This is a genomic window from Nocardia sp. NPDC004415, from assembly GCF_053602435.1.
The window spans coordinates 1-12,906 of record NZ_JBSGDP010000061.1 but is presented as its reverse complement, the minus strand read 5'-3'; the positions used below and the strand labels follow the sequence as shown (position 1 = coordinate 12,906).

Sequence of the window (12,906 nt, the reverse complement as noted above, 5' to 3'; positions counted from 1 at the left end):
CTACACGTCGGTCGAGAAGCGGATGCCGCCGTCCGGGATCTCCACGCCCGGCCAGACGCGGGCGCCGCGCAGGAGTTCGCAGCGGGCGCCCACCTGGGCGCCGTCGCCGATGACGCCGTCGCGGACCAGGGCGCGGGGGCCGATGCGGGCGCCGAAGCCGACGATGGAGCGTTCGACGGTGGCGCCGGCTTCGACGACGGCGCCGTCGAAGATGACCGCGCCGTCGAGGCGGGCACCGGCGCCGATCTCGGCACCACGGCCGACCACGGTGCCGCCGATGAGCAGCGCGCCGGGCGCGACACCCGCGCCGGGGTGCACCAGCGATTCGCCGCGCTGACCCGGCAGGGCGGGGGAGGGGGCGATGCCGCGCACCAGGTCGGCCGAGCCGCGCACGAAGTCCTCCGGGGTGCCCATGTCACGCCAGTAGGAGGCGTCGACGTGGCCCTGCACCCGGGCGCCCTCGGCCAGCAGCGCGGGGAAGACCTCGCGCTCCACCGAGACCGGGCGACCGGACGGGATCTTCTCGATGTACTCGCGGCGGAACACGTAGCAGCCCGCGTTGATCTGATCGGTCGGCGGGTCCTGGGTCTTCTCCAGGAACGCGGTGACCCGCCCGTCGGCGTCGGTGGGCACACAGCCGAAGGCGCGCGGGTCGCTGACCCGGACCAGATGCAGCGTGACATCGGCGTTCGACTTCTCGTGGGTGTCGAGGATCGCGCCCAGATCGGTGCCGCCCAGCACGTCACCGTTGAAGACCATCACATTGTCGGCGCGCAGCTTGGGCAGCACATTGCGGATGCCGCCACCGGTGCCGAGGGGCTCGGTCTCGGTGACGTACTCGATCTCGAGCCCGAGCTCGGCGCCGTCACCGAAGTGCTCCTCGAAGACCTCGGCCTTGAACGAGGTGCCCAGCACCACGTGGGTGATCCCGGCCTCGGCGATGCGGGCCAGCAGGTGGGTCAGGAACGGCAGCCCGGCCGTCGGCAGCATCGGCTTGGGCGCCGAGAGGGTGAGCGGCCGCAGCCGCGTGCCCTGTCCGCCGACGAGGATGACCGCGTCGGTGCCTGAGTTGCCTGCCATCGAGTTTCCCCTGTTCACAGTGACGGCACCCTGTCTCAGGCGCCGGTGCGCGCTTTCTCGCGCAGCGCCGATCGAACCGCAATCCGGGAGCGAACCGCAAGTCCGGCCCGCAACGCACCCCGCAACGGGGCCTGCCACCAGTGCGGATGCCGGTCGGCCTGGAAGCGGTAGGCGCTGGCGTGATGGGCCGGGAGCATGATCTCCGGGTGCTTGCCCGCGGCGTGGCCCTTGGCGTGGGTCACCTCGGCGTCCGGGACGAACACATTGTGCCAGCCGGCCTTGCCCATGCGGTCACCGAAGTCCACGTCCTCCATGTACATGAAGTAGCGCGAGTCGAAGCCGTCGATGGTGTCGAAGGCGGCCCGGCGCACCAGCAGGCACGAGCCCGACAGCCAGCCCACGATCCGCTCGGAGACCTGCTCGTTCTCCTGGCGATACCGCACCGACCAGGGGTTCTTCGGCCAGATCGTGCCCAGGATCGCGTGGCCCGCGCCGTCGGCGAGGCCCGGCACCCGGCGCGCCGAGGGGTAGACGCTGCCGTCCGGCTCACGCACCATCGGCCCGATCGCGCCCGCGCGCGGCCAGCGCCTGGCGGCCTCGAGCATGATGTCGATGGAATCCACGCCCCAGCGGATGTCCGGGTTGGCCAGGATGACGAACTCGACCGACGGATCGATCTCGGCCACCGCCCGGTTGATGGCACCGCCGTAGCCGATATTGCCGCCGGTGCGCAGCAGCCGCACGTGCGCGTTGGCCTCGGCGACCAGTTCGGGCACACCGTCGGTGGACCCGTTGTCGGCCAGGATCACCTGCGGCTTCTCGCTGGTGGCGTCGGCCAGGGTGGTGATGAAGTGCTCGAGGTGCTCGCCCGGTGAATAGGTCACCGTGACGACCGCGAGGCTCGCGGGGGCTGGAGAATCGGCTGCTTCGGCTGCGTTCACGACTGCGGAGCCTAGTCGGACAACTCGCGCAGTGTGGCGGTGAGTGCGCAACGCCAGGACCGCAGCGGGGTGAGCCCGGCCGCGTTCCAGGCGGCGGGGGACAGCACCGAATAGGGCGGGCGCGGTGCGGGTCTGGGGAACGCGGCGGAGTCGCAGGGCAGCACCCTGGCGGGGTCGGCGCCGAGGTCGGTGAACACGGCGACGGCCAGGTCGAACCAGGTCGCGGCGCCGGAATTGGTGGCGTGCAGCACACGCGGGGCGTCCGGTCGGGTGCTCAGTTCCAGCAGCGCGGCGGCCAGATCGGCGGCGCTCGTCGGCGAGCCGAGCTGGTCGTTCACCACGGTGACGGTCTCGCGTTCGCGTTCGAGCCTGCGCATGGTCGCGACGAAATCCCCCTCGACACCGGAGTACACCCACGCGGTGCGCACCACCTGGGTGCCCGGGTGCGCGAGCACGGCCTGCTCGCCCGCCAGCTTCGAGGCGCCGTAGACGGTGGCGGGGCCGGTGGGGTCGCCGGGTTCGTAGGGGGTGTGGGCGGTGCCGGGGAAGACGTAGTCGGTGGAGACGTGGATGAGCCGGGCCCCCGCGTCGGCGCAGGCCGCGGCCAGCACGGCCGGGCCGGTGGCATTGGCGGCGAAGGCGGCCTCGCGGTCGGTCTCGGCGGCGTCGACGGCGGTGTAGGCCGCGCAGTTGAGCACCACCGCGCCCGGGACCAGCACGGCGTCGACCGCCGCCCGGTCGGTGATGTCGAGTTCGGCGCGGCCCAAGCCCTCGGCCGCCGGTGCCAGTCGCAGGATTTCTCGCCCCAGCAGACCACGCGCGCCGGTTACGATCAGGCGGGCGGGGTCGGGGAAATCGGCGTTCACGCGGCAAGTCTGGCACGCCGGAGCACCTGCGGTTGGGCCCGGCTGTGGTAACTGTTGGTTAGCCTGTGATGGCTGCCGGGCGAAGGGGTTGTGCGGGGAGTTCGTCGAGAGGATGCGCGAGTGCGAGAGTCGACACGGCCACCAGCGGTCAACACCCCGATGGGTGCTGTCGGTCCGGCCAAACTCATGGTGGCGATCTCGGCCGTGCTGGTCCTGGCGCTCACCGGATTCGCCTGGCGCAGTGTCGACAACCTCGTCGCCAACATCGATCGCATCGGCGGGCTCGGGCTCGGCGGCGAACGCGACGGCGCGGTCGACATCCTGCTCGTCGGCGTCGACAGCCGCACCGACGCGCACGGCAACCCGCTGACCACCGCCGAGCGCAACATGCTGCACGCCGGTGACGAGGTGGGCACCAACACCGACACCATCGTGCTGGTCCGGGTGCCCAACGACGGGCGCTCGGCCACCGCCATCTCCATTCCGCGCGACTCCTACGTCGACGTGCCGGGCCAGGGCAAGGCCAAGATCAACTCCGCCTACGGCGCCACCAAGGAGACCGAACGCGCGAAGCTGCTGGCCGACGGCAGTTCCGAGGCCGAGGCCGAACGGGAGTCGACCAAGGCGGGCCGCACGGCGCTGATCAAGTCGGTGGCCACCCTCACCGGCATCACCGTCGACCACTACGCCGAGGTCAGCCTGCTGGGGTTCGTGCTGCTCACCGATGCCGTCGGCGGTGTCGAGGTGTGCCTGAACGAGGCGGTGGACGAACCGATGTCGGGCGCCGACTTCCCCGCCGGGTCCCAGCGCCTCGACGGGCAGCAGGCCCTGAGTTTCGTGCGCCAGCGCCACGGGCTGCAGCGCGGTGACATCGATCGCATCGTGCGCCAGCAGGTGTTCATGGCCCAGCTGGTCGGGCAGTTGCTCAATGCCAAGGTGCTGGCCAATCCGGGCAAGCTCAGCGATATCAGCGAGGCGGTCGGGCGCACGGTGGTGCTCGACGAGGACTGGGACGTGCTGGCCTTCCTGCAGCAGCTCAAGGACCTGTCCGGCGGCAAGGTGGAATTCGAGACCATCCCGGTGGCCGATCTCAACAGCATGACCCCGGCGGGTGAGTCGGTGGTGCGGGTCGAGCCGAAGAAGGTGCAGGCGTATGTGAGCGGCCTGGTCGGGGAGGAGAAGGAGGCCGCGGCGGAGACGCCGAAGATCGATCCGTCGACGGTGACGGTCAGCGTCTACAACGCCGGTGGCGCCACCGGCCTGGCGGGCAAGGTGTCGAGCGCGCTCACCGGGAAGGGTTTCACCGAGGGCACCGTGGGTAACTACACCGGTGGCAGCGTGACCTCGAGCCGAGTGCTCGCCGCCGACACCGCCGATCCGAAGGCCGCCGCGGTGGCCGAGGCGCTCGGTGGTCTCACCGTCGTCGCGGATTCGTCGCTGTCGGCGGATACGGTGAGCGTTGTCCTGGCGAGCGACTACTCTGGTCCCGGCTCGAACGCGGCGAGCATGTTCGACCTCGACTCCTCGTCCACGGCGACCGCGACGCCGGTACCGCCCGCCCCGCCGATCGACGCAGGCCAGAACGGACCGAAATGTGTGAATTGATCCATGCGTGAGCCGAATTCGACGCTGACCGACACGCTCCTCGACCCGATCCTCGAACGTGACCCCGCGGGCCCGCGCGTCACCTGGTACGACGACGCGACCGGCGCCAGGATCGAGCTGTCGGGCCTCACGCTGGCCAACTGGGCGGCCAAGACCGCCAACCTGCTGCGCGACGAGTTCGCGCTCAGCCCCGGCGCCAGGGTCGCGGTGCTGCTGCCCGCGCACTGGCAGACCGCCGCGGTGCTGCTGGGCTGCTGGTGGGCCGGGACCGAGGTGGTGCTCACCCCCGATCCCGACGCCGACCTGGCCCTGGTCACCCCCGACCGGCTCGACGACGCCGACGGGGTCGGCGAGGTGGCGGTGCTGTCGCTGGACGCCATGGGCACCCCCGTGCGCGATCTGCCGCCGGGCGTCACCGATTTCGCGACCGCGGTCCGAGTGCACGGTGACCAGTTCCGGCCGGGCGGTTTTCGCGCCGCGCTGGACGGGCTCTCGGTCGGCGAGGTGCTCGACGCGGCCAGGAGATCAGCGCAGCTGCAGGGCATCGCGGCCGGGGACCGGGTGCTGTCGAGCGCGCCGTGGGAGACCGTCGACGAGCTGATCGACGGCTATATCGCTGTGTTGTTCGCGGGGGCGTCGCTGGTGCAGGTGGTCAATCCCGACCCCGCCGCGGTGGCCCATCGCGTCGCGACCGAACGGGTCACGGTGCAGCGCTGACCCGTCCGGCTTCGCGCAGTCCCGACCGGTGCCCGCCACGCACCGGTTTCCCGGTCCGTCCGCGCACCGTGCGTAGGTCGCCGTCTCCTACCCGGGTATAGGTCGAGCTCCTTCCGCGGGACGTGTCGCGTGTCACAGGGTGTCGGTACCGTGAATGACAACGTTCGGACACGACGGCACAAAGGGGTGGCGATGATTCCTCGGTACTGGTGGCGGTGGTCGGCCGAGCACGGGGCGCCCCGTGCCATTCTGCGCTGGCGGCGGTGGCGTGGGGACGCCTTCGCCCAGCTGCTCAGCGGCGAGCGGGGTCTGCACGATCCCTATCCGCTGATCGAGGAGCTGCGCGCCGAGGGGACCGGCGTGCGCCGTACTCCGCTGTCGTATGTCACCTTCGAGCACGCGCAGGTGCGAGCCATCCTGCGCGACAACCGCTTCGGGGTGCGTCCCGCGATCACCCAGGATGTCCCGGCGCCGTGGCGCAAGCGCGCCGACGCGGTGGCGGTGCCGCCGAATCCGGTCGAGCCGCCCTCGATGCTGGTGCTGGACCCGCCCGAGCACACCCGGATGCGCAGGCCGGTGGCCTCGGCGTTCACCCCGCGCGCCATCGCCCGGCTGCGGGATCGGGTGGAGGTGGTCACCGCGGAGTTGCTCGACGCGATGCCCGCACACGGTTCGGTCGACCTGATCACCGATTTCGCGGCCAGGGTGCCCATCGCGATCATCGCCGAGATGCTCGGGTTCCCCGCCGCCGACCGCGAGTTGTTTCTGCGCTGGGGCGACCGGGTCACCCCGCTGCTCGATATCGGCACCTCGTGGCGCACCCACCGCGCCGCGATGGCGGCCATCGAGACCATGGACGACTATCTGGCCGCCCACGTCGCCGAGCTGCGGGAGAACCCCGGCGAGGACATCCTGTCCACCCTGGTCACCTCCGGCGACCTGAGCCTGCCCGAGTTGCAGGCCAGTGCCAGCCTGCTGATGGGCGCCGGGTTCGAGACCACGGTGAACCTCATCGGCAACGCCGTCGCGGCCCTGTCGGCGCATCCAGACCAGCTGGCCCTGGCCCAGGCCGACCCCGACCTGTGGCCCGCCGTGGTGGAGGAGACGTTGCGCTTCGATCCGCCCGTGCAGACCACCGCCCGTCAGACCTTGGAAGATGTGGAGATCGACGGGGTGCGTATCCGGGCCGACAGCACCGTCATCGTGTCGCTGGCCGGCGCCAACCGCGACCCGTCGGTCTTCACCGACCCGCACCGCTTCGACATCACCCGCCCCAATGCCAAGGACCACGTGGCGTTCAGCAGCGGCATCCACTCCTGCCTCGGTGCCAGCCTGGCCAGAATGGAAGCGGTCCACGCCCTGCGCGCTCTCTACGAGCGCTATCCGGATCTGCGGCTACGCGGCGAGCCCACCCGGCGAAACCTGTTCACCCTGCACGGTTTCGAACACATGCCGGTCGACCTGGGACCCATCGCCCGCGCCACCGCCCCCGACGACCTGGCGGGCACCGCGCACCGGGCGTGAACTAGGCCCCCGCGCGCCAGCGGTAGCGGGTCTTCGGCCTGCCCGCGCGGCCGTAATCCGCACGGCGCTCGGCCAATCCGTCATCGGCCAGCTTCTCCAGATAGCGCCAGGCGGTGATCCGGGAGACACCGACGACCGCGGCCGCGTCGGTGGCGGTGATGCCGGACTCGGCCGAGCGGACGGCCCGCGACACCTCCTCCAGCGTGTGCTGGACGACGCCCTTGGGCGCACCGGCGCGCTGGTCGGCGGTGCGCAGCGCGCCGAGGGCCCGGTCGATGTCGTACTGCGACAGCGCCGCCTCGCCCGCGGGCAGCGCGGTGTCGAAATCGCGGTAGCGTTCCAGCTTCTCGCGGAAGGCGGCGAAGGTGAACGGCTTGAGCAGATACAGCACCACGCCGTGCGCCACCGCGTTGCGCACCATGGTCAGCTCGCGGGCGGAGGTGATCGCGATGACATCCGGGCGCGGTTCCAGGGCGTTGAGCGCCGCGGCCACCTCCAGTCCGCTGATGTCGGGCAGGCCGATGTCCATGAGCACCAGGTGGAACGGCTTGTCCGCGTCGATCGCCTCGGCCGCCAGCGCGAGCGCGTCGCGGCCGGTGTGGGCGACCCCGCCGGTGACGAAACCGTCGAGCCGTTCGAGATAGGCCCGGTGGGCCTGCGCGATCAACGGCTCGTCCTCGACGATCAGGACGCGGATCATGGCTTCTCCCTCAACGGAATACGAACGATGACCGCGCTGTGTGGTGCGGCCGTGGTGGTGATGGCGCCGCCGTGCCGGTCGACGAGGCGGTGCACCAGCGCCAGGCCCAGCCCGGCGTGGTCGGATTTCGTGGTGTAGCCGCGTTCGGCGGCCCGCACGAACATGTGGGCCGACATGCCCGGTCCGCTGTCGGCGACGCGCACGACCAGGTCGCCGTCGTGGTGATACACCGACACCGCCACCCGCTTGTCCACGGTGCCCGCCGCGGCGTCGATGGCATTGTCGATCAGATTGCCGACCAGGGTGACGGTCTCCTGGGCGGAGAGCGGATCGGTGGAGTCCAGCGCGGTGTCCTCGGTGATGGCCAGGCCGACCCCGCGCTCGGCGGCCTGGTCGACCTTGCCGAGCAGCAGCGCGGCCAGCGCCGCGTCACCGACCGCGGCCAGCAGCCGGTCGATGAGTACCTGCGACAGCTTCAGCTCGGCGGTGGCGAAGGCGACGGCTTCCTCGGGTTTGCCCAGTTCCACCATGGTCACCACGGTGTGCAGCCGGTTGGCCGCTTCGTGGGCCTGCGCGCGCAGCGATTCGGCGAACCCGCGCACCGAGTCGAGCTCGCCGAGCACCGCGCGCAGCTCGGTCTGGTCGCGGATGGTGAGCACGGTGCCGATGGCCTTGCCCTCCCAGCTCACGACGTCCTGGTTCACCAGCAGGACCCGGTCGGTGGTCACGTGCGTCTCGTCGCGCACCACGCCCCAGCGCATCTGCTGTAGCGAGACCGGCAGGTCGCTGCGGTGCACCGGTCCGTCGGGCAGATCCAGCAGCGTGCGGGCCTGATCGTTGACCACCTCGGCCGGGCCCAGCTCGGCCCCGAAGACCACCAGTCCCTCGTGCACCGAGTGCAGCACCGCGTCGTGGTGTTCGTAGAGCGCGCGCAGTTCCTCCGGCGCCAGGCCGTGGGTCTGGCGCCGCAGCCTGCGGCTGAGCAGGAACGACGAGAACGCCGCCAGCGCGAGCCCCGCCGCGGAGACCCCCAGGATGACCGGCACCTGCGAGGCCACCTGGGTACCGATCTTGGCGCGGGTCACCCCCGCCGAGACCAGCGCCACCACCTTGCCGTTGTCCAGGACGGGCGTGACCGCGCGGATCGAGGGGCCCAGGGTGCCGGTGAAGGTCTCGGTGAAGGTCTGCCCGGCCAGCGCCTTGTCGATATTGCCGACGAAGGGTCTGCCGATCATCTCCGGGGTGGTGTGGGTGAAGCGGGTGCGGTCCGGGGCCATCACCACGATGAAGTCCATGCCGGTGTCGGCGCGGATGCGTTCGGTGGTCGGTTGCAGCAGCCCGCTCGGGTAGGGGGAGTTCACCGCGGCCAGCGTGGAGGGGGAGCGGGCCACGGTCACCGCCACGTCGCGGACCTGCAGTGTGGTCGCCACATCGTGGTCGTGGCGCGCGTCGAGCACCGCCAGCACGGTCCCCGTGCCGATCATCAGTGCCAGCACCACCAGCTGCCAGACGAAGGCCTGCCCAGCGAGCGACAGCCGTCCTCGTCGCATCGTGCGTCCGACCTCGTTCCTCGATGTTCCAGAAACGCGACCCTACCGACTGGTTGTGTTGTGCGGCGACCTTCACCCCGATAACGGCGAAAGGCCCCGCGATGATCGCGGGGCCTTGCTGCCCGGGAGTCGCCGGAGTCACATCGCCAGGGCGACCGGGCGTTCGGCGGTGACGCCCCGGTGTTCCAGCAGCAGCAGACCGCCGGTGAGGGCGACCAGCAGCGCGGTGAACCCGTGCACACCCAGGGCGGCGGCCGTGGACCCGTGCCAGCTCAGCACGGTGATCATGTCGCCGAGCGGCACGAGCGCGATCACCAGCGTCACGATGCCGAGCGCGAAGCGCTGGCGGGCGGCCAGCAGCGCCAGGATCAGCAGGCCGCTGACGGTGTCGCGCACGCCCTTGAGGTTCAGGAACGCCGACGCCTCGCCTTCGGGCCAGGTGGGCAGGCCGAAGCCGGGGGCGATGGTCTCCGGGGTGATCAGGTAACTCAGACCGATATAGAGGATGAAGGCCGCGCCGATCACGGACAGGACGGTGGCGATACGGGAGACGTTCATGGGGTGCTCCTGGCTTAATTGTTGTGCTCGAAAATCTAGCGTCGCTAGGTATTGAAAGGAACGATAGCGCGCTCCGGATCTCTTGTCTAGCTTTGCTAGAATTTCGAGCATGAGTACGCAGACGCGCAAGGAACGGGACCGCGCCCAGCGGCGGCAGGCGATCGTCGACGCGGCCAGGGAGCTGTCCGCCGCCGACGGCTGGGACGCCGTCACGATCCGCAAGCTCGCCGAGCGGATCGAATACAGCCAGCCCGTTCTCTACAGCCACTTCGCGGGCAAGGCCGCCATCGTCGGCGCCGTCGCGATCGAGGGCTGCGTCGAACTCACCGTCGCGCTGCGCCGCGCCCACGACGCCGCGCGCACCCCCCGCGAGGTGATCGACAACATCGCCCGCGCCTACCTCGACTTCGCCGACGCCGACCCCGCCCGCTACGACGCCATGTTCGTGCTCACCACCGACCTCACCTTCGGCCTGGACGCCCCCCAGCCGCTGCGCGACGCCTTCGCCGCCATGGAGGCGATGTTCCGCGGCACCGCCGAGGGTGACGAACTCGGCGCCCGCACCGAGGACGCCTGGAGCGCCCTGCACGGCCTGGTCACCCTGGACCGCTCCGGCCGGTTGCGCCCGGAACTCCGCGAACGCCGCATCGAACTGCTGGTCGACATGTGGAGCTCATTGAGCTGAGCCGCCACGCGGTGACCCTGCCCAGTGACCACCATCGCGTCGGCGCGCACGCCCGGCCCGCGTACGTTGGAGGCAACAGAACCGTCGAGCTGGGAGGACATCGATGGCGGAGGTCGTAGTAGTCGGCTCCGGCCCGAACGGCTTGGCCGCCGCGGTGATCGCGGCCAGGGCCGGGCTCTCGGTGCGGGTGCTCGAGGCCCAGGACCAGGCCGGCGGTGGTTCGCGCACCGCCGAACTCACGCTGCCCGGGTTCCACCACGATGTCTGCGCGGGCGCGCACCCGATGGCGCTGGCGTCCCCGTTCTTCCGCGCCTTCGACCTGGCCGCGCACGGCGTCGACCTGCTCGCGCCCACCGTCTCCTACGCCCACCCGCTCGATGGCGGCATCGCCGGATTGGCCTGGCGCAACCTGGAATCCACGGTCGCCGACCTGGGCCGCGACGGTCCCGCCTGGCGCTCGCTGTTCGCCCCGCTGATCGAGCACTGGCCCGACGTGGTCGAGCTGGCCATGTCGGATCTGCGGCATCCGCCGCTGCGGATACCCACCGGCGTGCGCTTCGGGCTGCGGCTGCTGGAGCAGGGATCGCCGCTGTGGAACAACCGTTTTCACGAGCAGGTCGCGCCCGCGCTGCTGACCGGTGTCGCCACGCACGCCATCACCGTGCCGCGCGCGCTGCCCGCGGTCGGTGCCGCGCTGCTGCTGGGCACCCTCGCGCACGTGGGCGGCTGGGTGATCCCGCGCGGCGGCAGCCAGGCGATCCCGAACGCGCTGATCGCGGAACTGGAACGGCTCGGCGGCGAGGTCGTCACCGGTCACCGGGTCGACGATTTCGCCGAACTCGCCACGGCCCGCGCGGTGCTGTTCGACACCTCGCCCGCCGAATTCCTGCGCATCGCCGGTGACCGTCTCCCCGAGCGCTACCGCCACCGCCTGGGCCGGTTCCGCTACGGCGGCGCCGCCTGCAAGGTGGATTTCGCGCTGTCGGGCCCGGTGCCCTGGGCCGCGCCCGGCGCCGAGCTGGCGGGCACGCTGCACCTGGTCGGTACCCGCGCCGAGGCGATGACGGCCGAACGGCAGGTCGCCGCAGGACGATTCGCCGACCGCCCCTACGTCCTGGCAATCCAGCCGGGCGTGGTCGACGACACCAGGGCTCCCGCCGGTCAGCACACCTTCTACACCTACGCCCACGTGCCCAACGGTTCCGACCGCGATATCAGCGAGACCGTCATCGCCCAGGTCGAACGCTTCGCCCCCGGCTTCCGCGACCTGATCCTGGCCACCCATGTGCGGCCCGCCGCCTTCATGCCCGCCCACAACGCCAACTATGTCGGCGGTGACATCTCCGCGGGCGCGATGACCCTGCGCCAGACAGCCTTCCGCCCACTGGCCCGCTGGAACCCCTACGCCACCCCCATCCCGGGCAGCTACCTGTGTTCGTCCTCGACGCCACCCGGCCCCGGCGTGCACGGCATGTCCGGTCTGCACGCGGCCGGGCACGTCCTACGCACGCGCTTCGGCATCGTCACCGACCCGCTCGACCTCCTGCGCGGCGCGACCCCCTCGTATCACCGCTGATCACGGTCCGGCCGGCTGCCCGGCCGGATCATGTCCGGCTCCAGATAGACCGTGCCGGTAGTGGGTACCGCCGCGTGAACCCGCTCGTCGGCGGCATCGAGCGCCGCGCCCACCTCGGCGATATCCAGTTCCGGCCGCAACGCGATCTTGGCGTTGACCAGCATGTCGCTGGGCCCGAGGTACTGGGTCTGCATCCGGATGACCCGCACGATGCGCGGATCGGCCAGCAGCGCGGCGCGAATCGCGGCGTCCTCCTTGGCCGTCGCGCCCTCGCCGATCAGCAGGCTCTTGGTCTCGACGATCAGCACGATGGCATTGCACCCGAGCAGCAGGCCGATGCACAGGGTGCCGATCCCGTCCCACACGGGGTTGTCCGTCGCCATGGTCAGCCCGACCCCGGCCAGCGCGAACACCAGGCCCAGCAGCGCGCCCGCGTCCTCGAGCAGCACCACCGGCAGTTCCGGATTGCGGGTGTTGCGGATGAAATGCCACCACGAGTGCTTGCCCTTGAGCGGAGCGGACTGCCTGCGCGCGGTCCGGAAACTGGCGCCCTCCAGCACCATCGACACCAGCAGGATCACGATCGCCACCGTCGGCGATTCCAGCTGCTCCGGGAACCGGATCTTGTGGATCGCCTCGTTCACCGCGAACAGGCAGCCCATGGTGAACAGCACCAGCGCCACGACGAACGAATAGAAGTACCGGTTGCGCGAATACCCGAACGGGTGCAGCGCGTCGGCGGGCAGACCGGCCCGCTTGCGCCCGACCAGCAGCAGCGCCTCGTTGCCGGTGTCCGCCACCGAGTGCACCGCCTCGGCCAGCATCGACGACGACCCCGTGATGAACGCCCCGACGAACTTCGCGATCATGATCCCGGTGTTCGCCGCCAGCGCCGCGATGATCGCGATCGCGCTGTCTTCGCCCTGCGCCGCCATACCCGGCGACGCTACCCGCCGACCCGCACCGCCCCGTCGACCTCGCCCCAGGTGTCGACCATGGGTTTTCGGCCGCCTCGCGTCCGAGGCTGATTCGTGTCGGCCAGCGAGAACTTCTCCACCACCTGGTCGAACGCGGTCATGCCGGGCCCGCCGTCGGTGTCCAGGC

12 protein-coding genes are annotated in these 12,906 nt (G+C 70.9%); 5 read left to right on the top strand and 7 right to left on the bottom strand.

The genetic code is table 11. From position 1 onward, the window contains the following. The 3 genes from ACWEMY_RS23800 to rfbD are packed head-to-tail and all read right to left on the bottom strand — an operon-like array spanning nucleotide 1 to nucleotide 2,887. Nucleotides 1–1,080: a mannose-1-phosphate guanylyltransferase gene (locus ACWEMY_RS23800; protein WP_278263326.1), complete on the bottom strand. Its 1,080-nt coding sequence runs from the start codon at nucleotides 1,078–1,080 to the stop codon at nucleotides 1–3. Nucleotides 1,081–1,115: 35 nt separating this feature from the next. Then, nucleotides 1,116–2,021 carry a glycosyltransferase family 2 protein gene (locus tag ACWEMY_RS23795; RefSeq protein WP_375929730.1) on the bottom strand — a complete coding sequence of 302 codons (906 nt, stop codon included), beginning with the start codon at nucleotides 2,019–2,021 and terminating at the stop codon, nucleotides 1,116–1,118. 11 nt (nucleotides 2,022–2,032) lie between these two features. Further along, nucleotides 2,033–2,887 carry a dTDP-4-dehydrorhamnose reductase gene (gene rfbD / locus ACWEMY_RS23790; protein WP_452391801.1) on the bottom strand — a complete coding sequence of 285 codons (855 nt, stop codon included), beginning with the start codon at nucleotides 2,885–2,887 and terminating at the stop codon, nucleotides 2,033–2,035. A gap of 159 nt (nucleotides 2,888–3,046) precedes the next feature. On the opposite strand from rfbD, the gene ACWEMY_RS23785 reads away from it, so the two are divergent. From ACWEMY_RS23785 to ACWEMY_RS23775, 3 genes are all read left to right on the top strand, one after another. Further along, nucleotides 3,047–4,492, top strand: a complete 1,446-nt coding sequence (locus ACWEMY_RS23785; RefSeq protein WP_375935412.1) for an LCP family protein — start codon at nucleotides 3,047–3,049, stop codon at nucleotides 4,490–4,492. A gap of 3 nt (nucleotides 4,493–4,495) precedes the next feature. Continuing rightward, entirely contained in the window at nucleotides 4,496–5,209 is a 714-nt protein-coding gene (locus tag ACWEMY_RS23780) for a TIGR03089 family protein (RefSeq protein ID WP_452391800.1), read from the top strand. Between the two features lie 192 nt (nucleotides 5,210–5,401). After that, entirely contained in the window at nucleotides 5,402–6,733 is a 1,332-nt protein-coding gene (locus ACWEMY_RS23775; protein ID WP_452391799.1) for a cytochrome P450, read from the top strand. A gap of 1 nt (nucleotide 6,734) precedes the next feature. Here ACWEMY_RS23775 and ACWEMY_RS23770 read toward each other — a convergent pair whose 3' ends face one another. From ACWEMY_RS23770 to ACWEMY_RS23760, 3 genes are all read right to left on the bottom strand, one after another. Then, on the bottom strand, nucleotides 6,735–7,433 hold the full coding sequence (locus ACWEMY_RS23770) for a response regulator (RefSeq protein ID WP_278263331.1): 699 nt from the start codon (nucleotides 7,431–7,433) through the stop codon (nucleotides 6,735–6,737). Further along, nucleotides 7,430–8,983 carry an ATP-binding protein gene (locus ACWEMY_RS23765; protein WP_452391798.1) on the bottom strand — a complete coding sequence of 518 codons (1,554 nt, stop codon included), beginning with the start codon at nucleotides 8,981–8,983 and terminating at the stop codon, nucleotides 7,430–7,432. The genes ACWEMY_RS23770 and ACWEMY_RS23765 overlap by 4 nt, the downstream gene beginning before the upstream one ends. A 138-nt stretch (nucleotides 8,984–9,121) precedes the next feature. Further along, nucleotides 9,122–9,541 carry a DUF4267 domain-containing protein gene (locus ACWEMY_RS23760; protein WP_375929724.1) on the bottom strand — a complete coding sequence of 140 codons (420 nt, stop codon included), beginning with the start codon at nucleotides 9,539–9,541 and terminating at the stop codon, nucleotides 9,122–9,124. Nucleotides 9,542–9,650: 109 nt separating this feature from the next. Here ACWEMY_RS23760 and ACWEMY_RS23755 point away from each other — a divergent pair, with 109 nt between their 5' ends. Further along, nucleotides 9,651–10,226, top strand: a complete 576-nt coding sequence (locus ACWEMY_RS23755; protein ID WP_452391797.1) for a TetR/AcrR family transcriptional regulator — start codon at nucleotides 9,651–9,653, stop codon at nucleotides 10,224–10,226. A 103-nt stretch (nucleotides 10,227–10,329) separates the two neighbouring features. Further along, nucleotides 10,330–11,802, top strand: coding sequence for a phytoene desaturase family protein (locus tag ACWEMY_RS23750; RefSeq protein ID WP_375929722.1), 1,473 nt, complete (start codon nucleotides 10,330–10,332; stop codon nucleotides 11,800–11,802). Here ACWEMY_RS23750 and ACWEMY_RS23745 read toward each other — a convergent pair. After that, nucleotides 11,793–12,737, bottom strand: a complete 945-nt coding sequence (locus ACWEMY_RS23745) for a cation diffusion facilitator family transporter (RefSeq protein WP_452391796.1) — start codon at nucleotides 12,735–12,737, stop codon at nucleotides 11,793–11,795. The two genes, ACWEMY_RS23750 and ACWEMY_RS23745, sit on opposite strands and share 10 nt — an antisense overlap. Nucleotides 12,738–12,906 lie beyond the last annotated feature (169 nt).